The following is a 24241-nucleotide window of genomic DNA, read 5'->3' as shown; positions in this document are numbered from 1 at the left end:
TTGCCGGCGTTGCAGCGAACCTAGGAAGCCGTGTGACGCACGGCAACACGTCCCGTTCGACGATGCCGAACGGCGTCCTCTACGGTGGTCGCGTGCCGGGGAACGTGCAGGCGGTCGAGCGGGCGGTGGCGGTGCTGCGCACCCTCGCCGCGGCCGGACGTCCGCTCGACCTGGCCGAGATCGCCGCCGCGCTGGAGCTGCCGAAGACCACGGCGTTCGGCCTGGTGCGGACGCTGCGCGACGTCGGCGTCGTGGAGCAGCACGGAACCGGTGGCGCCTACGCGCTCGGCGACGCCCTCGCCCGGCTGCAGCAGACCGCGCTGGACCCCCACGACCTGCGCTCGATCGCGACCAACTGGGCCGACGCGCTCGCCGCCCGCTCGCGCCTGGAGGTGCTGGTGACCATGCCCGAGCCGGGCGGCGCCCGGGTGGTGCACCACGTGTTCCGCCCCGACGACAGCGCCCAGGAGCTGCGCACCGGCGACCTGCTGCCGCTGCACGCGACGGCCGCGGGCAAGGTGCTGCTCGCCCACGCCGTCCGCACCCCGCGCCCGACCGAGCTCGAGCGGTACTCCACCCGCACCATCACCCAGCGCCCGCGGCTGGACGCGGTCCTGCGCCGGGTCCGCGAGTCCGGCTGGGCGGGCGAGACGGGCGAGTTCCACCCGGACGAGGCCGGAGTGGCCGTCGCGCTGCGCGGCTACGGCGGGCTCGTCGTGGGCGCGGTGTCGGTGCGCGGGCCGATCGAGCGCGTGACGGGGCGCGACGGACGTCCGTCGGCCGGGCTGCTGGACCTGGTCCGCTCCACCGCGCACTCGATCTCCCGGGCGGTGGTCACGTGAGCTACGTGGCCGCCATCGACCAGGGCACGACCTCGACCCGCTGCATGCTGTTCGACCGACAGGGCCAGACCGTCTCGCTCGCCCAGCGCGAGCACCGTCAGCTGTTCCGCCGGCCCGGCTGGGCCGAGCACGACGCGCTGGAGATCTGGCGCAACGTGCAGCGCGTCGTCCCGCAGGCGCTGGCCCAGGCGGGCGCCTCCGAGCGCGACGTCGCGGCGCTCGGCATCGCCAACCAGCGCGAGACCACGGTCGTGTGGGACCCGGCGACCGGACGTCCGCTCGCCCCCGCCATCACCTGGCAGGACACCCGCACGTCCGAGCTCGTGGACGCACTGGTGGCCGCCGGCGACGCCGAACGCATCCGCCGGACGACCGGGCTGCGGCCGGCCACCTACTTCGCCGGGCCGCGCCTGCGCTGGCTGCTCGACCACGTGCCGGGGCTGCGCGAGCGCGGCGAGGCCGGCGACGCGCTGTTCGGCACGATGGAGTCCTGGCTGATCTGGAACCTCACCGGCGGGCCCGACGGTGGCATCCACGTCACGGACGCGACCAACGCCAGCCGCACCATGCTCATGGACCTGACCACCCGGCAGTGGGACGACGACATGCTCGCCCTGCTCGGCGTCCCGCGGGCGATGCTGCCGCAGATCCGCAGCAACGCCGAGCGCTACGGCGACTGCGACAGCCTGCTCCGCGGCGTCCCGATCGCCGCGGCGATCGGCGACCAGCAGGCCGCGCTGTTCGGGCAGACCTGCTTCGAGGCAGGCGACGCCAAGTGCACCTACGGCACGGGAGCCTTCCTGCTGGTGAACGCCGGCACCGAGCGACCGCCGGACACCGACGGGCTGCTGACCACGGTCGGGTACGTGCTGGGCGACGAGCCGCCGGTGCACGCGCTCGAGGGCTCCATCGCCATGGCCGGCTCCCTCGTGCAGTGGCTGCGCGACTCGCTGGAGATCATCCCCACCGCTCCGCAGATCGAGACGCTGGCCCGCACGGTCGACGACAGCGGCGGCTGCACCATCGTGCCGGCGTTCTCGGGCTTGTACGCGCCGCGCTGGTCGCAGGAGGCCCGCGGCGTCATCGTCGGGCTCACCTCCTACGTCGGCCGCGGGCACCTGGCCCGCGCCGTCCTGGAGGCCACCGCGTGGCAGACCTGGGAGGTCGTCGAGGCCGTGCGCCGCGAGGCCGGCATCGACCTGGCCGGGCTCCGCGTGGACGGCGGCATGACGTCCAACCACCTGCTCATGCAGATGGTCGCCGACGTGCTCGACGTGCCCGTGCAGCGTCCGCTCGTCTCCGAGACCGTCTGCCTGGGCGCCGCGTACGCCGCGGGGCTCACCGTCGGCTTCTGGGCCGGGCTGTCGACGCTGCGGCGCAACTGGCACCGCGCCGCGTCGTGGCAGCCGCGCATGGACCCGCGCGCCCGCCGCCGGGGCGCGCGACGCTGGAGCCACGCGGTCGAGACCGCGCTCCTGGCCGCACGTCCCGACGACCAGGACGACGAGGACGACTAGCCGAGCCGCAGGCCCGTGGTCGCCGAGAACAGGTGGATGCTCTCGGGGTCGGCCGGCGCCAGGTGCAGGTCGGACCCCTTCTGCGGCGGGCGCCGCCAGTCGGCGCGGGCCACGAGCAGCGGCGAGTCGGCGCCGAGCTGCGCGGTGCCGTACATCCACGCGTCCGCGCCGAGCTCCTCGACGATCTCGACGCGCATCGCGACACCGGAGTCGGACACCTCGAGGTTCTCCGGCCGGATGCCGACGACGACGGTCGGCCCCTCGGCCTCGGCCAGCTCGTCGCGCGGCACCGGGACGACCAGGTCGCCGAAGCGCACTCCCCCGTCCTCGATGGGCAGCTCGAGCAGGTTCATGGCCGGCGACCCGAGGAACCCGGCGACGAACACGTTGGCCGGGCGGTCGTACATGGTGCGCGGCGAGGCGCACTGCTGCAGCACGCCGTCCTTGAGCACCGCGACGCGGTCGCCGAGGGTCATGGCCTCCACCTGGTCGTGGGTGACGTAGACCGTCGTCGTGCCGAGCCGGCGCTGCAGCTGGGCGATCTGCGTACGGGTCTGCACGCGCAGCTTGGCGTCGAGGTTCGACAGCGGCTCGTCCATGAGGAAGACCTTGGGCTGGCGGACGATCGCGCGACCCATCGCGACGCGCTGGCGCTGGCCGCCGGAGAGCGCCTTGGGCTTGCGGTCGAGGAACTGCTCGATGTCGAGCATCCGCGCGGCCTCCTCGACCCGGGGGCGGATCTCGGACGCCTTCGCGCCGGCCACCTTGAGCGCGAAGCCCATGTTCTCGGCGACCGACATGTGCGGGTAGAGCGCGTAGTTCTGGAACACCATCGCCACGTCGCGGTCCTTGGGCGGACGCCGGCTCACGTCGTCGTCGCCGATGAGGATGCGACCGCCGTCCACGTCCTCCAGGCCGGCGAGCATCCGCAGGGAGGTGGACTTGCCGCACCCGGAGGGGCCGACGAGCACGAGCAGCTCACCGTCCTCCACGTACAGGTCGAGGGCGTCGACCGCGGGGCGGTCCTGCCCGGGGAACAGGCGGGTCGCCTGGTCGAACGTCACTGCAGCCATCGAAGGCTCCTTTCCACCGGCAGGAACGTGCCGGACGATCCGAGTGGTGGAGCCACCCTGACACAACGCGACGTGATCCGGAACACTTTTTGGGAGCGTTCCCACGCAGAGGACGAGAAAGGCCCGCACCCCGGTGGGTGCGGGCCTCTCGGCGCTCAGCTCTCGTAGGCCGGAGCGGCGGCGTTGACCGCGTCGCCGATGCGGTGGATCCGCAGCGCGTTGGTCGAGCCGGGGATTCCCGGAGGGGCACCGGCCACGATGACGACCTCCTCGCCGGTCTCCCCCAGGTGCCGCTCGAGCAGCGCGGTGTCGACCTGCAGCACCATGTCGTCCGTGTGCTTGACCTCGGGCATGAGGAAGGTCTGCACGCCCCACGTGAGGGCCAGCTGGTTGCGCGTGACCGGGTCGGGCGTCAGGGCCAGGACCGGCACGTGCGAGCGGTAGCGGGCCATGCGGCGCGCCGAGCCGCCGATCGTGGTGAACGCGACGACGTACTTGGCCTCGATCGACTCCGCGACCGTGGCCGCGCCGCGGCAGATGATGCCGGCGCGGGTCTTCGGCTGCCAGGTGTACGCGGCCATGCGGGGCAGGCCGTGGTCCTCGGTGGACTCCACGATGTTGGCCATCGTGCGGACGGTGTCGATCGGGTACTCGCCGACGCTCGTCTCGCCCGACAGCATGACCGCGTCGGCACCGTCGAGCACGGCGTTGGCGACGTCGGACGCCTCGGCGCGCGTGGGGCGCGGCGAGGAGATCATCGACTCCAGCATCTGCGTGGCGACGATGACCGGCTTGGCGTTGCGGCGGGCCTTCTCGACGATGAGCTTCTGCACGATCGGGACGTCCTCGAGCGGCAGCTCGACGCCCAGGTCGCCGCGGGCGACCATGAACGCGTCGAAGGCGTCCATGATCTCGTCGAGGTTCTCGACCGCCTGCGGCTTCTCGATCTTGGCGATGATCGGGCGCTTGACGCCCTCCTCCTCCATGATCGCGCGCACGTCGTCGGCGTCGCTGGCGTTGCGGACGAACGACAGGGCGACGTAGTCGACGCCGGCGCCGAGCGCCCAGCGCAGGTCCGCGACGTCCTTCTCGCTCATGGCCGGGACGCTGACGTTCACGCCGGGCAGGTTGATGCCCTTGTTGTTGCTGACCGGGCCGGCCACCTCGACCTCGGTGACGACGTCGGTGTCGGTGACCTCGCGGGCGACCAGGCGGACGCGGCCGTCGTCGACCAGGATCGGGTCGCCGGGCGAGACGTCGCCGGGCAGGCCCTTGTAGGTCGTGGAGCAGCGGCTGGCGTCGCCCTCGACGTCGTCGATGGTGATGGTGAAGGTGTCGCCGACGGCGAGCTGGTGGGGCCCGTCCGCGAAGCGGCCGAGGCGGATCTTGGGGCCCTGGAGGTCGGCGAGCACGGCGATGGCCTTGCCGGTCTCCGCGGCCACGCGGCGCACGGCGTCGAGCCGTCGCTGGTGGTCGGGCACGTCACCGTGGCTCATGTTCAGACGAGCCACGTCCATGCCGGCCTCGGCCAGCTGGAGCAGGGTCTCGTAGGTGTCGACAGCGGGCCCGAGGGTACAGACGATCTTGGCTCTACGCACGGGTCCACCCTATCCACCGCGCTCCCCCTACCGCACCCGAGCCCCGTTTCCGTGAGACGTCGCTCACGTGAACGGACGACGAAGGGGGCCCGGCACGTGGCCGGGCCCCCTCGGAGGGGCGGTTCGGACGTCGCTCAGACGACGACCGGACGCGCGTTCGGCGGGATCGGCGCCGGCAGCGCGGTGCTGCCCGTCAGGTACGCGTCGACGCCCGCGGCGGCCGAGCGGCCCTCCGCGATGGCCCACACGATGAGCGACTGGCCGCGGCCGCAGTCGCCGGCGACGAACACGCCGTCGACGCTCGACATGTACTGCTTGTCGCGCTTGACGTTGCCGCGCTCGTCCAGCTCGCAGCCGAGCTGCTCGACCAGGCCGCCGGTCTCCGGACCGGTGAAGCCCATCGCGAACAGCACCAGCTGCGCCGGGATCTCGCGCTCGGTGCCGGCCTTCTCGGTCAGCTTGCCGTCGACGAAGGCGACCTCGACGATGCGCAGCGCCCGGACCTGTCCCTCGTCGTCACCCAGGAACTCCTGGGTCGAGACCGAGTAGACCCGCTCGCCGCCCTCCTCGTGCGCCGAGGCGATGCGGAACAGCATCGGGTAGGTCGGCCAGGGCTGGTTCTCGGGACGGTCCTCGCCCGGCTGCGGCATGATCTCCAGGCTCGTGACCGAGCGCGCGCCCTGGCGGATCGCGGTGCCCAGGCAGTCGGCGCCGGTGTCGCCGCCGCCGATGATGACGACGTCCTTGCCCGTGGCCAGGATCTGGCCGTCGACGGTCTCGCCGAGCGCCACCCGGTTGGCCTGGGGCAGGTAGTCCATGGCCTGGTGGATGCCGCCGAGCTCGCGGCCCGGGGCGGGAAGGTCACGGCGCACGGTCGAGCCGATGGCCAGCACGACCGCGTCGTAGCGGTCGCGCAGCTGGGCGCCGGTGAGCGACTCCCCCACGCGGACGCCGGTGCGGAACACCGTGCCCTCGCGCTTCATCTGGTCGACGCGGCGGTCGACCTGGACCTTCTCCATCTTGAACTCGGGGATGCCGTACCGCAGCAGTCCGCCGGGCTTGTCGTCGCGCTCGTACACCGCGACGGTGTGGCCGGCACGGGTCAGCTGCTGGGCCACGGCCAGGCCGGCCGGGCCGGAGCCGATGACCGCCACCGTCTTGCCGGTGAGCCACTCGGGCGGCTCCGGCTTGACGTTGTGCCGGTCCCACGCCTTGTCGATGATCGAGACCTCGACGTTCTTGATCGTCACCGGGTCGCGGTTGATGCCCACGACGCAGGCGGTCTCGCACGGCGCGGGGCACAGCCGGCCGGTGAACTCGGGGAAGTTGTTCGTCTTGTGCAGACGATCGATCGCCTCGTCCCAGTCGTCGCGCCAGACCAGGTCGTTCCACTCCGGGATCAGGTTGCCCAGCGGGCAGCCGGAGTGGCAGAACGGGATGCCGCAGTCCATGCAGCGTCCGGCCTGCTCGGAGATGATCGGCAGCAGCGCGCGGCCGACGCCTCCGGGGTAGACCTCGTTCCAGTCCTTGACCCGCTCCTCGACCGGACGCCGCTCGGCGCCCTGGCGGGGGTACTTCATGAATCCTCGGGGATCAGCCACGAGCGGCCACCTCCATCATGCGCTCCGTCGTCTCGTCCTCGGTCAGGCCCAGCTGCTCGGCCTCGGCCTTCGCGTCCAGCACCTTGCGGTAGTTCACCGGCATCACCTCGCGGAACCGGGCGACCGAGGACGTCCAGTCCTGCAGCAGCTGCTCGGCCACGGCCGAGCCGGTCTCCTCGTGGTGCTTGCGCACCAGCTCGTGCAGCTCCTCCGCCGCAGCGGCCGGCACGTCGCGCACCTCCACCATCTCGGGGTTGACGAGCGACGCGTCGAGGTCGAGCACGTAGGCCTCGCCGCCGCTCATGCCGGCCGCGACGTTGCGGCCGGTCGGTCCCAGGATGACCACGCGGCCACCGGTCATGTACTCCAGCGCGTGGTCGCCCACGCCCTCGACCACCGCGGTGGCACCGGAGTTGCGCACGCAGAACCGCTCCCCCGCGCGTCCGCGCAGGTAGATCTCGCCCGACGTCGCACCGAAACCGATGACGTTGCCGGCGATGGTCTGCGCCTCGGCGGTGAACCGCGCCTCGCGCGGCGGGCGCACCACGATGCGTCCGCCCGACAGCCCCTTGCCGACGTAGTCGTTCGCGTCGCCCTCCAGGCGCAGCGTGACGCCGCGCGGGACGAAGGCGCCGAACGACTGGCCGGCGGTGCCGGTGAACGTCAGGTCGATCGTGTTCTCGGGCAGGCCCTCGCCCTTGTACCGCTTGGTCACCTCGTGGCCGAGCATGGTGCCGACCGTGCGGTTGACGTTGCGGATGGGCAGCTGGGCGCGCACCGGCTCGCCGCGCTCGAGCGCGTCCGCGCTCAGCTCGATGAGCTGGACGTCCAGCGCCTTGTCCAGGCCGTGGTCCTGGGTCTGGACGTTGTGGCGCGCGGCGTCCTCGGGCAGCTCGGGCACGTAGAACACCGGCGAGAGGTCCAGGCCGGACGCCTTCCAGTGGTCGACCGCCTTGCGGGTGTCGAGCAGCTCGGCGCGGCCGACCGCCTCCTCCAGGGAGCGGAAGCCGAGCTCGGCGAGCAGCTCGCGCACCTCCTGGGCGACGAACTCGAAGAAGTTCACGACGAACTCGGGCTTGCCGGTGAACTTCTCGCGCAGCTCGCGGTTCTGCGTCGCGACGCCGACCGGGCACGTGTCCAGGTGGCAGACGCGCATCATGATGCAGCCGCTGACCACCAGCGGGGCGGTGGCGAAGCCGAACTCCTCGGCGCCCAGCAGCGCGGCGATGACGACGTCGCGGCCGGTCTTGAGCTGGCCGTCGGTCTGCACGACGATGCGGTCGCGCAGGCCGTTGAGCAGCAGGGTCTGCTGGGTCTCGGCCAGGCCGAGCTCCCACGGACCGCCGGCGTGCTTGAGGCTGGTCAGCGGGGACGCGCCCGTGCCGCCGTCGTTGCCCGAGACGAGCACGACGTCCGCCTTGGCCTTGGCCACGCCCGCCGCGACCGTGCCGACGCCGACCTCGGAGACCAGCTTCACGTGGACGCGGGCCGACGGGTTGGCGTTCTTCAGGTCGTGGATGAGCTGCTTGAGGTCCTCGATCGAGTAGATGTCGTGGTGCGGCGGCGGCGAGATGAGGCCGACGCCCGGGGTGGAGTGACGCGTGCGCGCCACCCACGGGTACACCTTCGGGCCGGGCAGCTGGCCGCCCTCGCCGGGCTTGGCGCCCTGCGCCATCTTGATCTGCAGGTCGTCGGCGTTGGTCAGGTACTCGCTCGTGACGCCGAAGCGACCGGACGCCACCTGCTTGATCGCCGAGCGGCGCTCGGGGTCGTGCAGCCGCTCGGGGTCCTCGCCGCCCTCACCGGTGTTGGACTTGGCGCCCAGCCGGTTCATGGCGATCGCGAGCGTCTCGTGCGCCTCCTGGCTGATCGAGCCGTAGCTCATCGCGCCGGTGGAGAACCGCTTGACGATCGCGCTGACCGGCTCGACCTCGTCGACCGGCACCGGCGGACGCTCGCCGCGCTTGAGCTCGAACAGCCCGCGCAGCGTCATGAGCCGCTCGGACTGGTCGTCCACGCGCTGCGTGTACTGCTTGAAGACGTCGTAGCGACCGGTGCGGGTCGAGTGCTGCAGGCGGAACACCGTCTCGGGGTCGAAGAGGTGCTCCGGCCCGCCGCGGCGCCACTGGTACTCGCCGCCGGTCTCGAGCATCCGCGGGCCGGACCGGCCGCGCAGCGGGTACGCCTTCTCGTGGCGCTCCTTGACCTCGGCCGCGATGACGTCCAGGCCGACGCCGCCCAGCTTGGACGCCGTGCCGGTGAAGTAGGCGTCGACGACCTCGTGCGACAGACCGACGGCCTCGAAGATCTGCGCGCCGGTGTACGAGGCGACGGTCGAGACGCCCATCTTGCTCATGACCTTGAGGACGCCCTTGCCCAGGCCGTAGACCATGTTGCGCGCGGCCTTGCCGGGCTCGACGGACTCGACGTGGACGCCCTCGCGGGCGAGGTCCTCGGCCGTCTCCAGCGCCAGGTACGGGTTGACCGCGGTGGCGCCGTAGCCGACGAGCAGCGCGACGTGGTGCACCTCGCGCACGTCGCCGGCCTCGACGATCAGGCCGGCCTGGGTGCGCAGCTTCTCGCGGACCATGTGGTGGTGGACCGCCGAGGTCAGCAGCAGCGACGGGATCGGCGCCAGGTCGGCGTCGGAGTGACGGTCCGAGAGCACGATGATGCGGGCGCCCTCGGCGATGGCGCGCGAGACGTCCGCGCAGATCTCGTCGAGCTTGGCCTTGAGCGCCTCGCCCCCGCCGGCGACCTCGTACAAACCACGGACGACGTGGACCGAGAAGCCCGGCATGTCGCCGTCCTTATTCATGTGCCGCACCTTGGCCAGCTCGTCGTTGTCGACGACCGGGAACGGCAGCTGCAGCATGCGGCAGGACGCCGGGCTCGGGGCCAGCAGGTTGCGCTCGGGGCCGATGGTGCCGGCGAGCGACGTGACGACCTCCTCGCGGATGGCGTCCAGCGGCGGGTTCGTGACCTGCGCGAAGAGCTGGTTGAAGTAGTCGAACAGGTTCCGCGAGCGGTCCGACAGCGCGGCGATGGGCGTGTCGGTGCCCATGGCGCCGATCGGCTCGTAGCCGGTGCGGGCGATGGGGGCGATGAGCTGGCGCACCTCCTCCTCGGTGTAGCCGAAGACCTGCTGGCGGCGGGTCACCGAGGCGTGGGTGTGGACGATGTGCTCGAGCTCGGGCAGGTCCTCGAAGCGGACGAGACCGGAGTACAGCCACTCGTCGTAGGGGTGCTCGGCGGCGAGCTCGCCCTTGACCTCGTGGTCCTCGACGACGCGGTGCTCGTCCAGGTCGAGCAGGAACATCTTGCCCGGCTCCAGGCGGCCCTTGCGGACGATCGTCTCGGGGTCGAGGTCGAGCACGCCGGCCTCGGACGCCAGGACGACCAGGCCGTCCTCGGTGATCCAGAAGCGTCCCGGACGCAGGCCGTTGCGGTCGAGCACGGCGCCGATCTGGGTGCCGTCGGTGAAGCAGACGCACGCCGGGCCGTCCCAGGGCTCCATGACGCTGGAGTGGAACTCGTAGAACGCGCGACGCGACGGGTCCATCTCGGCGTCGTTCTCCCACGCCTCGGGGATCATCATCATCATCGCGTGCGGCAGCGAGCGTCCGCCCAGGTGCAGCAGCTCCAGCACCTCGTCGAAGGACGCCGAGTCCGAGCCCTCGGGGTCGCAGATCGGGTACAGGCGCTTCATGTCGCCGGGGATCAGGTCGCTCTCGAGCAGCGCCTCACGGGCGCGCATCCAGTTGCGGTTGCCTCGGGCGGTGTTGATCTCGCCGTTGTGCGCGATGAAGCGGAACGGGTGGGCCAGCGGCCAGCTCGGGAACGTGTTCGTGGAGAATCGGCTGTGCACGACGGCCAGCGCCGACTCCATGCGCTCGTCGAGCAGGTCGGGGAAGAACGCGTCGAGCTGCTCGGTCGTGAGCATGCCCTTGTAGACCAGCGTGCGGCTGGACAGCGACGGGAAGTACACGCCGAGCTCGCGCTCGCTGCGCTTGCGCAGGCAGAACGCCAGGCGGTCGAGCTCCAGGCCGGCGCGGTGCTCGCGCTCGGAACGGACGAACAGCAGCTCGAACCGCGGCATGACGCTGCGGGCCATCGAGCCGAGCAGCGACGGCTCGACCGGGACCTCGCGCCAGCCGAGGACGAGCAGGTCCTCCTCGGCGGCGATCTTCTCGACCGCGACGCGGGCGGCGTGCGCCGCGTCGGCGTCCTCGGGCAGGAAGGCCATGCCCACGGCGTACTCGCCGGCGGCGGGCAGGTCGAAGTCGGCCACGCCGCGCAGGAAGCGGTCGGGGACCTGCATGAGGATGCCGGCGCCGTCGCCGGTGTTCTCCTCGGCGCCGACGGCGCCGCGGTGGTCCAGGTTGCGCAGGGCGGTGAGGCCCTTGTGCACGATGTCGCGGCTGGGCTCACCAGTCAGGGTGGCGACGAACGCGACGCCGCAGGCGTCGTGCTCGTAGGCCGGGTCGTAGAGCCCCTGGGCGGGGTGGGTGCGCATGATGCATGACCTCCACACGTCGTCGATCTTCCAGACCTGGGACGACGTTGGCCCGAGTCAGCACGGCCACATTACACGCAGATCACGTGAGGGCCCGAACCGGCGCACCGGGCAGGGTCAGCCGACCGAGCCGCCCACCAGCACGCCGAACCCGTAGGTGAGCGCCGCGGCGACGCCGCCCAGGAACAGCTGGCGCAGGCCGCCGTACCACCACGGACGCGCGGTCAGGCGCGTGACGAGCGCGCCGCACGCGAACAGCGCCACGAGGGAGACCGCGACGGCCGGCCAGACCGAGTCGGCGCCCAGCAGGAACGGCAGCAGCGGCAGCACCGCGCCGACCGCGAACGAGCCGAACGACGAGACCGCGGCCAGCGTCGGGGAGGGCAGGTCGTCGACGTCCACGCCGAGCTCGACCTCGGCGTGGACGCGCACGGCGTTCTCGAGGTCGCGGTGGATGTCGGCGGCCGCCTCCAGGGCGACGTCCTCGTCCATGCCCTTCTCGACGAACGTCCGGGCGAGCTCGGCCTGCTCGGCCGGGCCGTTGCCGAGGATCTCGGCCCGCTCCTTCTGCACCTCGCGCAGAGCGGCCTCGGACTGGCTGGCGACGGACGTGTACTCCCCCGCCGCCATCGAGAACGCGCCGGCGGCCAGGCCGGCGAGACCGGCCAGCACGGCCGCGTCGGTGTCGGTCGTGCCGCCCGAGACACCCATGACGAGCGCGAAGTTGGAGACCAGCCCGTCCATCGCGCCGAACACGGCCGGCCGCAGCCAGCCCCCCGTGACGTCGGCGTGCTCGTGCCCGATCTCGCCCAGGGACGCCTCGTCGGTCATGCTCGCGGGGCTCCCGGCTCGGAGTCCTCCGGCACCTCCGCCGCGGAGGCGACCTCGGGGTCCGTCGCGTCGTCGGCGTCGGCCGCGACCGCGTCGTCGTCAGCGTCGTCGGCGCTGTCGGGACCGTCGACCTCGTGGCCGGGCATCATCGCGCCGGGCTCGTCGACGTGCTTGAGCGTCGCCCAGACGAAGTAGGCCAGCCCGAGCAGGAACACGACGACGGACGTCCAGACGTTGAGCCGGAACGGGCCGATCTCGTTGGCCGGGTCGATGCGCAGCTGCTCGATCCAGAAGCGTCCGGCCGTGTAGACCATCACGTACAGCGCGAAGACGCGGCCGCCGTGCAGCCGGAAGCGGTGCCCGAGCCACACGATGAGCGCGGCGCCCAGCAGGTTCCAGACCGCCTCGTACAGGAACGTGGGGTGGAAGGTCTCGAACTGCTCGTACCCGGACGGTCGGTTGTCGGGGTCGATCTCGAGCGCCCACGGCACGGTGGTGGGCTTGCCGAACAGCTCCTGGTTGAACCAGTTGCCGATGCGTCCGACCGCCTGCGCGACGAGCAGGCCCGGCGCGAGCGCGTCGGCGAACGCCCGCATGCGCACGCCGTAGCGGTGGCAGCCGTACCAGGCGCCGAGCGCACCGCCGCTGATCGCGCCCCAGATGCCCAGGCCGCCCTCCCAGATGCGGAAGACGTCGGTCCAGTCCTGCCCACCGCCGAAGTACAGCTCGTAGTCGGTGACCACGTGGTAGATCCGCGCGCCGACGATGCCCGCCGGGATCGCCCACATGGCGATGTCGCCGACGACCCCGGGGCGTCCGCCGCGGGCCTGCAGGCGACGCTCGGCGATCCAGATCGACAGCAGCGCGCCGATGATGATGCCGAACGCGTACGCCCGCAGCGGCAGGGGCCCGAGGTGCCAGACGCCGCTGTCGGGGCTGGGCAGGTAGGTGAGCATCAGTGCCTCTCCACGCCCGCGCGGAGCTCGCGGGCCAGCTCGCGGACGGCGTCGACGCCGGCCGAGGGGGTGGGTGCGTCCAGCAGACAGCGCACGAGCGCCGAGCCGACGATGACGGCGTCGGCGAACGCGGCGACCTCGTGGGCCTGCTCGCCGTTGCTGACGCCCAGGCCGACGCCGACCGGCTTGTCGGTGACGCCTCGCAGGCGCTCGACGAGGGTCGGCGCCAGGCTGCTGGTCTGCTGGCGCTGGCCGGTGACGCCCATGACGGCGGTGGCGTAGACGAAGCCGCTCGCCGCCTCGGCGGTCATGGCCAGGCGCTCGTCGGTCGACGACGGCGCGACGAGGAAGATCTGGTCGAGGCCGTGCTCGTGGGCCGCCTGCGTCCACTCCCCCGCCTCGTCGGGCGTGAGGTCGGGCGTGATGAGGCCCGAGCCGCCGGCGGCGGCGAGCCGCTCGGCGAAGGTGGCGACGCCGAGGCGCTCGACCGGGTTCCAGTAGGTCATGACGACCGTCGGCGCGCCGGTGGCGGCGCTCGCGGCGACCACGTCGAACACGTCGCCGACCTTGGTGCCGGCGGCCAGCGCGGCCTCGGCGGCCGCCTGGATGGTGGGTCCGTCCATCACCGGGTCGCTGTAGGGCAGGCCGACCTCGACCAGGTCGACGCCGCCCTCGACCATCGCCTCGACCGCCGCGACGGACGTCCGCTGGTCGGGGAAGCCGGCCGGCAGGTAGCCCACGAGCGCGGCGCGGTCCTCGGCGCGGGTGCGGGTGAACAGCTCGTCGATCGCGCTCACTCCTCCACCCCCTCCTCCAGGACGACCGGACCGTCGATGAGCCCGAAGTACTCCGCGGCGGTGTGGACGTCCTTGTCGCCGCGACCGGACAGGTTCACCAGGATGGTGGCGTCCGGGCCGAGCTCCTTCGCCACGCGCAGCGCGCCGGCCAGCGCGTGGGCGGACTCGATCGCCGGGATGATGCCCTCGGTCTTGCACAGCAGGTCGAAGGCGTGCATCGCCTCGGCGTCGGTGGCCGGGAAGTACGACGCCCGGCCGGTGTCGGCCAGGTACGAGTGCTCGGGGCCGACGCCCGGGTAGTCCAGGCCGGCCGAGATGGAGTGCGACTCCATGGTCTGGCCGTCCTCGTCCTGCAGCAGGAACGAGCGGGCGCCGTGCAGCACGCCGACGTCACCGCCGGTGATGGTGGCCGCGTGACGCCCGGTCTCGACGCCGTCGCCGCCGGCCTCGACGCCGTACAGGCGCACGTCGGCGTCGTCGACGAAGCCGGTGAACAGGCCGATCGCGTTCGAGCCGCCGCCGACGCAGGCGATGGCGGCGTCGGGCAGGCGGCCGAGCAGCTCCAGGCTCTGCCGGCGGGACTCGTCACCGATGCCGCGGGTCAGGTCGCGGACCATGGCCGGGAACGGGTGCGGACCCGCGGCGGTGCCGAACAGGTACGTGGTGCGCTCGACGGTGGCGACCCAGTCGCGCAGCGCCTCGTTGATGGCGTCCTTGAGCGTGCGGCTGCCCGTGCGGACGGGCACGACCTCGGCGCCGAGCATCTTCATGCGCGCGACGTTGAGCGCCTGGCGCTCGGTGTCGACCTCGCCCATGTAGACCGTGCACTCCATGTCCAGGTACGCGCACGCGGTGGCCGAGGCGACGCCGTGCTGACCGGCGCCGGTCTCGGCGATCGCGCGCGGCTTGCCCATGCGCTTCGCCAGCAGGGCCTGGCCCAGGACGTTGCGGATCTTGTGCGCGCCGGTGTGGTTGAGGTCCTCGCGCTTGAGCAGGATGCGCGCGCCGGCGGCCTCGGAGAAGCGGGTCGCGTCGTACAGCGGGCTCGGGACGTTGGCGTACTCGCGCAGCATCCGGTCCAGCTCGGCGGTGAAGACCGGGTCGGCCTTGGCCTCGGTCCAGGCGGTGTCGAGCTCGTCGAGGGTGGCGATGAGCGCCTCGGGCATGAAGCGTCCGCCGAAGCGGCCGAAGTGGCCGGTGGCGTCGGGTTGTGCGTAGGTCATGACGGAGTTCCTCTGCAAGGAGCGAGCGGGCGACAGCCGGCGGTCACTCGCCTGTGGGACGAGTCTCGCCGGTCGTGACAAGGGGCGGCGGGGTGGAGCGCCGGGTCACCATCGGTGCTGCAGCGCCGGGTGCTGCCCGGCCGCGACCAGGTCGGCGACGGACGCCCGCGGGTCGTCGCCCCGCACCAGGGTCTCGCCGACCAGCACGACGTTCGCGCCCGAGCGGGCGTAGGAGATGACGTCGTGCGGGCCCTTCACGCCGGACTCGGCGACCTTGACCACGTGATCGGGCAGCACCGGCGCGACCCGCGCGAAGGTGCCGGTGTCGACCTCGAGCGTCTTGAGGTTGCGGGCGTTGACGCCCACCAGGTCGGCGCCGGCGTCGACCGCCCGACGCGCCTCCTCCTCGTCGTGCACCTCGACGAGCGGCGTGAGGCCGATCGACCGGGAGCGCTCGATCAGGCTCTCCAGCGCGTTCTGCTCGAGCGCGGCGACGATGAGCAGCGCCAGGTCGGCGCCCGCGGCGCGTGCCTCCCACAGCTCGTAGGAGGTGGTGATGAAGTCCTTGCGCAGCAGCGGCACGTCGACGCGCGACCGGACGGCGCGCAGGTCGTCGAGCGAGCCGCCGAAGCGGCGCTGCTCGGTGAGCACGCTGATCGTGGCCGCGCCACCGGACTCGTAGGCCGCCGCGAGCGCGGCCGGGTCGGCGATCTCGGCGAGCGCTCCCTTGCTGGGGCTGGACCGCTTGACCTCGGCGATGACCGACACGCCGTCGGCGCGGAAGGCGGGCATGGGGTCGATCGAGGGCAGCTGGCGCGCGGCGCGCTCCTTGAGGTCCTCGAGCGTGGTCTGCGCCATGCGCTGCTCACGGTCCGCGGCGACGCCCGCAAGGATGTCGTCGAGCACGGTCATCGTGGCCTCCTCCGATGCACCGGCCGCGGCACGGGCCGGAATGCGTCCCAGCCTAGTCCGAGCGCTCGTCACGCCGGACGACAGCCCAGCATCCGGCCGCGCCGCCGGGATCGTCGTCTCGCGCGTCGCTACGCTCCGGCCATGGCCTCCGACCCGCCCGCCGCGCCTCCCCCGCCCGAGCTGGAGCCGTTCGACTCGCTCGCCGCGGCCTGGCGCGTCGTGGCGGCCGACCCGGCCCGTGTGGTCGGCGGCAGCGCGCTCGTGGTGCTCGCCGGGGTGCTGTCGGTGGCCGGCGTGCAGGCCGTCGCCGGCACGAGCCGCATCGCCTGGGCGTGCTGGGCGATCGTCCTCGTCGCGTTCTGGCAGGTGCTGGCCGCGGTACTCGTGCGAGCGGGCCTGGACGCGCTGGACGGACACGACTTCGACGTCGTCCGTGCCGCGCGGTCGCTCCCCCTGCCCGACGTGGTGCTCACCGGGCTCCTCGTGGCCACGATGACGACGGTCGGCACCCTGCTGTGCGTGCTTCCCGGTGTGGCCGTGGCGGTGCTGACCGGGTTCACGCCCTACGTCGTCCTGGTCGAGCGGCTCGGACCGGTGGACGCGGTGCGCCGCAGCGGCGAGCTCGTCGTCCAGCACCTCGGCGACGTCGTCAGCCTCATGCTGCTGACGCTCGGCATCGTGCTGGCCGGGGTGCTCGTGGCGTGCGTCGGCCTCGTGCTGGCCCTGCCGGTCGTCTACGGCGCCTGGGGCCACGCCTACCTGTGGTTCACCCGGACGCCGGACGTCCCGTCCGCCGCTCAGTAGGCTCCCCCGGTGACCGACCACGAGCCGCCCGGCGAGGGCGACCGCGACCGACCTGCCGCCGTACGGCTGGCTGCCGCCCCAGCAGTCGCCGCAGCCACCCCACGGTGCCGGCTGGACGGGAGCTGGCTGGCCCGCACCGCCCGCGCAGAACAAGAAGGCGCTGTGGTCGATGATCCTGGGCATCGTCGGCCTGGTCTGCTGCTGCTTCCTGCTCGGCGTGCCAGCGATCGTGCTCGGTGTGCTGGCGCGCCAGGAGGTCGCCGCGTCCGGCGGGCGCCAGGACGGTGGCGGCATGGCGCTCGCCGGCATCGTGCTGGGCGCGGTCGGCCTCCTGGGCACCGTCGTCTCCATGGCGATCAACGGTCTCGACCTGGTGCTGACGCTCTGAGCGATCGTCCACGGACGCGCGTCGCAGCGCGCGCCGGCCCGCGGAGTTCACTACGCTCGCGCGCATGACGACCAACGAGCCGCCTTTCAGCAACGACCCGAACCAGCCCGGTGGGCTTCCGCCCTACGGCTCCGGAGGGGACGTCCCCCCGCCGCCGCCCGGTGGGTACGGCTACGGCGACGGTGGCTACGGCGCGCCGCCGGAGCAGAACAAGAAGGCGCTGTGGTCGATGATCCTGGGCATCGTCGGGCTGCTGTGCTGCGGCATCGCCGGCATCGTCGCGATCGTGCTGTCGAACACTGCGAAGAAGGAGATCGCCGCCAGCGGCGGACGCCAGACCGGGGCCGGCATGGCCACCGCGGGTCTGGTCCTGGGCATCGTCGCCATCGTCCTGTGGATCGCCGGCATCGTGATCAACCTGGCGGTCGTCGGCAACTGACCGTCCCTCGTACGACAGGACCCCCGGCACCTCGTGGTGCCGGGGGTCCTCTCGTTCGGGGTCGATCACGGTGCCAGCCAGGCCCCGAACGGCAGGTTGCGGACGATGCCGAACGCGACGACCGCGGCGATGAGGACGGCCCCCGCGCGGCCGCTCAGGACGATCATCCGAGCGCCGTGCTCGCCCCGCCAGCGCCGTACGACCCACACCACCCACGCCACCGCGAGGACACCGACCAGCACCACGGCGAGCAGGTTGCTGGAGATCGCCCCGACCACGTCGCCGTTGGTCAGCAGGTTCGCCGCGCGCAGCCCCCCGCAACCCGGGCACGGCCGGTCGCCGAGCAGCAGGAACGGGCAGTAGCCGTACGAGCCGGAGTCGTGCGGGTCGCGCACGTGCAGCAGGACGCCCAGCGCCAGCCCGCCGACGGCGACGCCCGCCGGTCCGCGGAGGGCGGACCAACGGGCGTCACGGGTGGAGACGGTGCTCATGTCAGGCGCGCACGACGACCGAGCTGACGACCATGTCGTGCCAGGTGCGCTTGCGCGCGTCCCACAGCGGCCACAGGACGTCCAGGAAGCACGCGTTCACGAAGATCGAGTACATGATGTAGCGCAGGAACGACATGCCGACGCCGATCGGCTGGCCGTCGTTCTCGCGGACGATCTTGATGCCCAGCCACTGCTTGCCCAGGCTCTGCCCGGTGCGGCCGGGGCGCACGATCGAGTTCCAGATCGTGAAGGCGAACGCCACGACGAACGACAGGACGATGAGGATGACGCCGAGCGGGTTGCCGGCGTCGGTGATCTCCTCCGTGCCGTCGAGCCGCGTCTGCGTCTCGGCGGTCGAGAACAGGATGATCAGCCCGATCACCAGCGGCACGAGCATGACGGCGAGCGTGACCAGCGAGTCCAGGATGACGGCGCCCACGCGCGACCACCAGCCGGCGTACGGGTGCGCCGGGTAGCCGTAGCCCTGCGGCGGCGGAGCCGGCTGGTAGGGCTGCTGGCCGTAGCCCTGCGGGTACGTGCCGGGCTGCTGCGGTCCGGGCTGCTGGGGGTAGCCCCCCTGCTGCGGCGGCGGGGTCTGCCCCGGCTGCTGCGGGTCGCCGGGGTACGAGGGGTACTGCGGGCCGTCGGTCATCGGGCTCCTCGGAGTCGCGAGATCAGTGGTGGTCGGCCTCGGCGCGCTTGGCGCCCAGACCGGCCGCGGACATGACCGGACCCACGATGCCAGCCGCGATGGTCACGCCGACACCGATCCAGAAGATCACCCAGTTCGGCTCGGGGACGAGTCCGACGCCACCGATCGTCAGGCCGACCAGGGCCATGATGACGGCCGTCCAGGCGGCGGGGGTGGAGCCGTGGTGCATGGGTCTCTCCTCGAGTGGCGGTGCGTGCATGCGTGCGGCCACAGCCTACTGCGTCGGGTCGCGGCCCTCGTCGAGCGCCTTCCAGAGGTCGGCGGGCGAGGCGTCCTCGGTGGCGACCCGGTCGTCGGGGCCGTGCGCGGCCGGCGCGTCGTAGCGTCGGCCCATGGTGGGCCAGCGTCCGGCCAGCGCGGCGACGACGGCGCCGAGCAGGGCCGCGAGCACGAACGCCCCCGCGGTCACGAGCCGCCACACGGACTCGACGACGACGTCGGGGTCGTTGGTGCCGGTGTAGGCCGTGGACTCCTCGACCGCCTGCGTAAACGCGCTGCCGGTGACGTCGGCGGTCAGCACCAGCACGCAGGCGAGCACCGAGACCACGACGACGAGCACGCCGACGACGCGACGCACCCGGACGGAGGCGGCCAGCACGGCGAGGGACGCCGCGACGACCACGAGGGCCAGCGCGGCGGCCGCCGGGGCGACGTCGCGGCCGGTGACCGAGACGTCGTCGGGCAGCAGCCCGTCCGCCTCGACCGTCGCCTCGGCCCACACGCGGGTGGCGCCGAGGAAGGCCAGGCCGCCGACGGCGAGGAGGGCCAGGACGACCGGGCCGTACAGCCGGCGGGCGTTCATGCCAGGCGGTCCGCGTCGAAGCAGGTGTGGTCGCCGGTGTGGCAGGCGGCGCCGGTCTGGTCGACGACGAGCAGGAGCGTGTCGCCGTCGCAGTCGAGCCGCACCTCGCGCACCTGCTGGACGTGCCCGGAGGTCTCGCCCTTGACCCAGTACTCCTGCCGGCTGCGGCTCCAGTACGTCGCACGGCCGGACTCGAGCGTGCGGCGCAGCGCCTCGTCGTCCATCCAGGCCAGCATCAGGACGTCCTTGGTGGACGCCTCCTGGACGACGGCGGGGACGAGCCCGTTCGGGTCACGCTTGAGCCGCTCGGCGACGGCGGGGTCGAGGTCGTTCACGCGTCCATCCTCCCAGGCAGGTTCGACTGGGCGACCCAGCTGGCGTGCAGCCGCCCGTACACGCCGCCCTCGGCCAGCAGCTCGGCGTGGCTGCCGTCCTGGACGAGGCGGCCCGCGTCGAACACGAGCACGCGGTCGGCGGACTCGGCGGTGCTGAGCCGGTGCGCGATGGTGACGCTCGTGCGCCCGGACAGCAGGGTGTCGAGCGCCCGCGTGGCGCGCAGCTCGGTCTGCGGGTCGACCGCGCTCGTGGCCTCGTCGAGCACCAGGAACGCCGGGTCGGCCAGGGCGGCGCGGACGAGCGCGACGAGCTGGCGCTCGCCGGCCGACAGCGACTCGCCGCGCTGGCCGACGGGCGTGTCGAGCCCCTGCGGCAGGCCGGCGTACCAGTCGGCCAGGCCGAGGTCGGTGAACGCGGTCTCCAGCTCGGCGTCGGTGGCGCCGGATCGTCCGTACTGCAGGTTCTCGCGCAGCGTGGCGTCGAACAGGAAGCCCTCCTGCGGCACCATCACGACGTGGCGGCGCAGGTCGCTGAACGGGACGTCGCGCAGGTCGACCCCGCCGAGCAGGACGGCCCCCTCGACCGGGTCCATCAGCCGGGTGAGCAGCTTGGCGAAGGTCGTCTTGCCCGAGCCGGTCTCGCCCACGACCGCCACCCGCTGGCGCGGCGCGATCTCGACGTCGACGTCGGTGAGCACGCGCGGGCCGCCGGGGTAGGCGAAGGCCACGTCGGCGAAGCGGGCGCCGAGCGGCTCGTCGGGGATCGTCGTGCCACGCTCCCCCGGGTCGACGACGTCGGCCGGGGTGTCGAGCAGCGCGATGACCCGGCGCCACGACGCGATGGCGTTCTGCGCGTCGGTGATGACCTGGGTCGCCTGCTGCGCCGGGCCGACGAACAGGCCGACCAGGAAGGCGAAGGCGATGACGGTGCCCATGGACAGGCCGCCGGCCACGCCGAGCACCACGCCCAGCGCGATGACGCCGGCGTTGGCCAGGCCGCCCGCGACGCCGGCGGACGCGAACGTCACGGCGACGATGCTCTGAGCGCGGATGTTCGCGCGGTAGTTGCGGTCGATGCCGGCGTCGACGCGGCGCTGGGTTCGGCGCTCGATGGCGTACGAGCGGACGACCGAGGCGCCGACCACGGGCTCGGCGATGACCGCGATCATCTCGCCGACGGTGCGGCGGACGGTGTCGTAGGCCCGGCTCATGTGCTTGGCGAACAGCGTCAGCGAGAGCCACAGCGGCAGGAAGCAGACCAGCACGACGAGCGTCAGCTGCCACGAGTAGTAGGCCATGATCATCGTCGCCACGAGCATCTGCCCGACGCTGACCACGATCATCACGCCGGTGAACTGCAGGAACAGCGAGATCTGGTCGATGTCGGACGTCACGCGGGAGACGAGCACGCCGCGGCGCTCGCTGCTCTGCGTCAGCACCGACAGGTCGTGGACGTGCCGGAAGGCCCGGACGCGCAGGTCGGACAGCGCGACCTCGCTGCGCGTGAACAGCCGCACGCGCATCGCGTAGCCGGCGCCGGCCGTCAGGAGGACGACGACCAGTGTGAGCCCGGCGTAGAGGAAGATCCGGCCCTCGTCCATCTGCGAGCCGTCGCCGAGGCCGTCGTCGATGGCGGCGCGCACGACGATCGGGACGACCGAGGCGCCCACCGTGCTCAGCAGGGCCAGCAGCAGCGTGACGCCCAGGCCCTCCATGACCTGCGGCGAGAGGGCGAGGCCGCGACGCAGGACGGCCCAGCCGGTCACCTCGTGCGCCTCGGTGGCGGGAGCGGGCGCCGCGGTGCGGCGCTCGGCGGTCGTGGTGGTCACTGCGCCTCCCGGGCCTGGTCGTAGGCGTCGACGAGGTCGCGGTAGGCCGCGGACCGGACGACGAGCTCGTGGTGGGGGCCGCGGTCGGCGATGCGTCCGGCCTGCAGGAAGACGACCTCGTCGGCCAGGGCGATCGTGGCCTTGCGGTAGGCGACGACGAGCACGGTCGGCCCGGTGCCGTCGGACGTGCGCGCGGCGAGCTCGGACAGGATGCGTCGCTCGACGTCGGGGTCGAGCGCGCTGGTGGCGTCGTCCATGACGAGCAGCCGGGGTCGGCGCACGAGGGCGCGGGCCAGGGCGAGCCGCTGGCGCTGGCCGCCGGACAGCGTGGTGCCACGCTCCCCCAGCTGGGTGTCGAGGCCGTCGGGCAGCGCGCGCACGAAGTCCTCGGCCTGGACGGTGCGCAGCGCGTCCCAGACCGTGGCGTCGTCGACGTGCTCGGAGCCCAGCGTGACGTTCTCGCGCACCGAGTCGTCGAACAGGAAGGTCGACTGCGGCACGAGCGCCACCGCGGCGGCGAGGTCGTCGTGGGTCAGGGTGCGCACGTCGACGCCGTCGAGCTCGACCCGGCCCTGCTCAGGGTCGACCAGCCGCACGAGCAGCGAGGTCAACGTGCTCTTGCCGCTGCCGGTGGAGCCGACGACGGCGGTGACCGAGCCGCGTCCGACGTGCAGGTCGAGGTGCGACAGCACCGGCCGATCGGCGTCGGGGAACGTGTAGGTGACGTCGCGCAGGTCGAGCTGGACGGCGCCGGCACCCGGGAGCGTGCGGTCGCCGTACTGCATCGAGCCCGTGGCGGCCAGGACGCTGTCGACGCGGTCCCAGCTGACGACGCTGCGAGGGAGCTCGCCCAGCACCCAGCCGATCGCCCGCACGGGGAACGCGACCACGGTGAACAGGTAGGCCACCTGGACGACGTCGCCGGGCTCGGCGGCGCCGCTCGCGACCCGGCCGACGCCGAGCACGATGACGAGCAGGATGCCCAGGTTCGGCAGCGCCTCGAGCAGCGGGTCGAAGACGCTGCGGATGCGGCCGACCTCGATGTTGGCGTCGCGCAGGCGCTCGGTGGCGGCGCGGAAGCGCTCGGTCTCGTCGGCCTCGCGGCCCAGGGACTTCACGACCGTGGCGCCGTCGAACGACTCGTGGGCGACCGCGCTGACGTCGCCGCGCAGCGACTGGGCGCGGGCGGCCTTGGGCGACAGCCAGCGCTGGTAGAAGACGTTGATGCCGAACAGGGCCGGGAACACGACGAGGCCGACGAGGGTGAGGACGACGTCCGCCTCGACCATGGCGACGATCGCGGTGAGCAGCATCGCGACGACGCCCAGCGCCATCGGCAGCGGCATGAAGACTGCCCACGTGGCCTCGACGTCGGCGTTGGCGTTGCTCAGCAGCTGGCCCGTGGGGTGGCGGTGGTGCCACGACATCGGCAGCGAGAGGTACTGGCGGGTGACGCGGCGCCGGTAGTCGGCGATGAGCCGGTAGTAGACCAGGCCGCCGACGAGCCGGCGGCCGACGATGCCCAGCGCACGCAGCACCGCGACGCCGATGAACAGGAACACCGACGTCCACAGGGCACCCTCGGCGACGTCGCCGCGCTCGAAGGAGGGGCGGATCACGTGGTCGGTCGCCCAGCCGAGCACCCACGCGTCCGCGACCGTCATGGCGCCGTACAGCAGGCTGCCGACGACCGAGACGGTGAACCACCACTTCTCGGCGACGATGCCGCGGCCCAGCAGGCCGAAGCCCCGCCGCATGATGCGGTCGTCGGTGCCCGTCAGGTCGTCGGGCGCCGCGGTGTCAACGGACATGGATTCCTTCGCGGCGCAGGCTGTCCTTCACCTGTCCGATGGTCAGCTCGCCGAAGTGGAACACGCTGGCGGCAAGCACGGCGTCGGCCCCGGCGTGCACGGCGGGGGCGAAGTGCTCCAGCCGTCCGGCACCGCCGCTCGCGACGAGCGGCACTCTCGTAACGCTGCGGACCGCCCGGATCATTTCCAGGTCGAAGCCCTGCTTCGTGCCGTCGGCGTCCATGGAGTTCAGCAGCACCTCGCCGACGCCGAGCTCGCCGGCCCGCTTTACCCACTCCACGGCGTCCAGGCCGGCCGAGCGGCGACCACCGTGGGTGGTGACCTCGTAGCCGCTGGGCTGCTCGTCGCTGCGCCGCGCGTCGACGCTGAGCACCAGCACCTGGTTGCCGAACCGGCCGGTGATCTCGGCGATGACCTCCGGACGAGCGATGGCGCCGGTGTTGATGCCGACCTTGTCGGCGCCGGCCCGCAGCAGGCGGTTGACGTCGTCGACCTCGCGCACGCCGCCGCCGACCGTCAGCGGGATGAACACCTGCTCGGCGGTGCTGCCGACGACCTCGAAGGTCGTGGACCGGTCGTCGGAGGACGCGGTGATGTCGAGGAAGGTCAGCTCGTCGGCGCCCTCGGCGTCGTAGACCTTGGCCATCTCGACCGGGTCACCGGCGTCCACCAGGTCGACGAAGTTGACGCCCTTCACGACGCGGCCGGCGTCGACGTCGAGGCAGGGGATCACACGGACGGCGAGAGACACCCGAGCAATCTAC

General features: G+C 72.6%; 22 protein-coding genes. 5 read left to right on the top strand and 17 right to left on the bottom strand.

The features are described from left to right. Positions 1-92 precede the first annotated feature (92 nt). A complete protein-coding gene (locus tag E0W78_RS05200) occupies positions 93-842 on the top strand; it encodes an IclR family transcriptional regulator (RefSeq protein ID WP_131402790.1) in 750 nt (249 codons plus the stop codon). Beyond that, complete coding sequence (gene glpK / locus E0W78_RS05195; RefSeq protein ID WP_242686238.1) at positions 839-2359, top strand: glycerol kinase GlpK; 1521 nt, start codon at positions 839-841, stop codon at positions 2357-2359. Before E0W78_RS05200 ends, glpK begins: the two co-directional genes overlap by 4 nt. On the opposite strand, the gene ugpC is transcribed toward glpK, so the two are convergent. The 9 genes from ugpC to trpC form a co-directional block, all read right to left on the bottom strand. Beyond that, positions 2356-3432 carry a sn-glycerol-3-phosphate ABC transporter ATP-binding protein UgpC gene (gene ugpC, locus E0W78_RS05190; RefSeq protein ID WP_131402789.1) on the bottom strand — a complete coding sequence of 359 codons (1077 nt, stop codon included), beginning with the start codon at positions 3430-3432 and terminating at the stop codon, positions 2356-2358. The two genes, glpK and ugpC, sit on opposite strands and share 4 nt — an antisense overlap. A 155-nt stretch (positions 3433-3587) precedes the next feature. After that, complete coding sequence (gene pyk / locus E0W78_RS05185) at positions 3588-5030, bottom strand: pyruvate kinase (protein ID WP_131402788.1); 1443 nt, start codon at positions 5028-5030, stop codon at positions 3588-3590. A gap of 134 nt (positions 5031-5164) precedes the next feature. Then, a complete protein-coding gene (locus E0W78_RS05180; RefSeq protein WP_131402787.1) occupies positions 5165-6631 on the bottom strand; it encodes a glutamate synthase subunit beta in 1467 nt (488 codons plus the stop codon). Beyond that, positions 6624-11147: a glutamate synthase large subunit gene (gene gltB, locus E0W78_RS05175; RefSeq protein ID WP_131402786.1), complete on the bottom strand. Its 4524-nt coding sequence runs from the start codon at positions 11145-11147 to the stop codon at positions 6624-6626. The genes E0W78_RS05180 and gltB overlap by 8 nt, the downstream gene beginning before the upstream one ends. A gap of 117 nt (positions 11148-11264) precedes the next feature. Then, positions 11265-11978, bottom strand: coding sequence for a VIT1/CCC1 transporter family protein (locus E0W78_RS05170; RefSeq protein WP_131402785.1), 714 nt, complete (start codon positions 11976-11978; stop codon positions 11265-11267). Continuing rightward, complete coding sequence (gene lgt / locus E0W78_RS05165) at positions 11975-12934, bottom strand: prolipoprotein diacylglyceryl transferase (RefSeq protein WP_131402784.1); 960 nt, start codon at positions 12932-12934, stop codon at positions 11975-11977. Before lgt ends, E0W78_RS05170 begins: the two co-directional genes overlap by 4 nt. Next, positions 12934-13731, bottom strand: a complete 798-nt coding sequence (gene trpA / locus E0W78_RS05160; RefSeq protein ID WP_131402783.1) for a tryptophan synthase subunit alpha — start codon at positions 13729-13731, stop codon at positions 12934-12936. Before trpA ends, lgt begins: the two co-directional genes overlap by 1 nt. Beyond that, the gene (gene trpB / locus E0W78_RS05155) at positions 13728-14954 is read right to left on the bottom strand and encodes a tryptophan synthase subunit beta (protein ID WP_131402782.1); all 1227 of its coding nucleotides are present in this window, start codon (positions 14952-14954) and stop codon (positions 13728-13730) included. The genes trpA and trpB overlap by 4 nt, the downstream gene beginning before the upstream one ends. A 105-nt stretch (positions 14955-15059) precedes the next feature. Continuing rightward, positions 15060-15866, bottom strand: coding sequence for an indole-3-glycerol phosphate synthase TrpC (gene trpC / locus E0W78_RS05150; protein WP_131402781.1), 807 nt, complete (start codon positions 15864-15866; stop codon positions 15060-15062). 141 nt (positions 15867-16007) lie between these two features. On the opposite strand from trpC, the gene E0W78_RS05145 reads away from it, so the two are divergent. The 3 genes from E0W78_RS05145 (at position 16008) to E0W78_RS05135 (ending at position 17497) form a co-directional block, all read left to right on the top strand. Continuing rightward, positions 16008-16670 carry a hypothetical protein gene (locus E0W78_RS05145; protein ID WP_131402780.1) on the top strand — a complete coding sequence of 221 codons (663 nt, stop codon included), beginning with the start codon at positions 16008-16010 and terminating at the stop codon, positions 16668-16670. 169 nt (positions 16671-16839) lie between these two features. Continuing rightward, complete coding sequence (locus tag E0W78_RS05140; protein ID WP_131402779.1) at positions 16840-17058, top strand: DUF4190 domain-containing protein; 219 nt, start codon at positions 16840-16842, stop codon at positions 17056-17058. A 64-nt stretch (positions 17059-17122) separates the two neighbouring features. Continuing rightward, complete coding sequence (locus tag E0W78_RS05135; protein WP_131402778.1) at positions 17123-17497, top strand: DUF4190 domain-containing protein; 375 nt, start codon at positions 17123-17125, stop codon at positions 17495-17497. Positions 17498-17562: 65 nt separating this feature from the next. Here the strand turns inward: E0W78_RS05135 and E0W78_RS05130 are convergent, their stop codons facing one another. Genes E0W78_RS05130 through hisF form a run of 8 tightly spaced genes read right to left on the bottom strand, consistent with a single transcriptional unit; the run spans position 17563 to position 24228 of the window. Then, positions 17563-17988, bottom strand: a complete 426-nt coding sequence (locus E0W78_RS05130; RefSeq protein ID WP_131402777.1) for a DUF2752 domain-containing protein — start codon at positions 17986-17988, stop codon at positions 17563-17565. Position 17989: 1 nt separating this feature from the next. Then, positions 17990-18640, bottom strand: coding sequence for an RDD family protein (locus E0W78_RS05125; protein ID WP_131402776.1), 651 nt, complete (start codon positions 18638-18640; stop codon positions 17990-17992). Between the two features lie 22 nt (positions 18641-18662). Further along, positions 18663-18869, bottom strand: a complete 207-nt coding sequence (locus E0W78_RS05120) for an HGxxPAAW family protein (protein ID WP_131402775.1) — start codon at positions 18867-18869, stop codon at positions 18663-18665. A 45-nt stretch (positions 18870-18914) separates the two neighbouring features. After that, complete coding sequence (locus tag E0W78_RS05115; protein ID WP_131402774.1) at positions 18915-19502, bottom strand: Trp biosynthesis-associated membrane protein; 588 nt, start codon at positions 19500-19502, stop codon at positions 18915-18917. After that, positions 19499-19837, bottom strand: a complete 339-nt coding sequence (gene hisI / locus E0W78_RS05110) for a phosphoribosyl-AMP cyclohydrolase (RefSeq protein ID WP_131402773.1) — start codon at positions 19835-19837, stop codon at positions 19499-19501. The genes E0W78_RS05115 and hisI overlap by 4 nt, the downstream gene beginning before the upstream one ends. After that, entirely contained in the window at positions 19834-21666 is a 1833-nt protein-coding gene (locus tag E0W78_RS05105; RefSeq protein ID WP_242686237.1) for an ABC transporter ATP-binding protein, read from the bottom strand. Before E0W78_RS05105 ends, hisI begins: the two co-directional genes overlap by 4 nt. Beyond that, complete coding sequence (locus E0W78_RS05100; protein WP_131402772.1) at positions 21663-23477, bottom strand: ABC transporter ATP-binding protein; 1815 nt, start codon at positions 23475-23477, stop codon at positions 21663-21665. The genes E0W78_RS05105 and E0W78_RS05100 overlap by 4 nt, the downstream gene beginning before the upstream one ends. Next, positions 23467-24228: an imidazole glycerol phosphate synthase subunit HisF gene (gene hisF, locus E0W78_RS05095; RefSeq protein ID WP_131402771.1), complete on the bottom strand. Its 762-nt coding sequence runs from the start codon at positions 24226-24228 to the stop codon at positions 23467-23469. Before hisF ends, E0W78_RS05100 begins: the two co-directional genes overlap by 11 nt. Positions 24229-24241 lie beyond the last annotated feature (13 nt).

Source organism: Aeromicrobium sp. IC_218, from assembly GCF_004336805.1.
Taxonomy (GTDB): Bacteria; Actinomycetota; Actinomycetes; order Propionibacteriales; family Nocardioidaceae; genus Aeromicrobium.
Note: the sequence above shows the minus strand (reverse complement) of the source record. Positions and strands in the feature narration are given on the sequence as shown.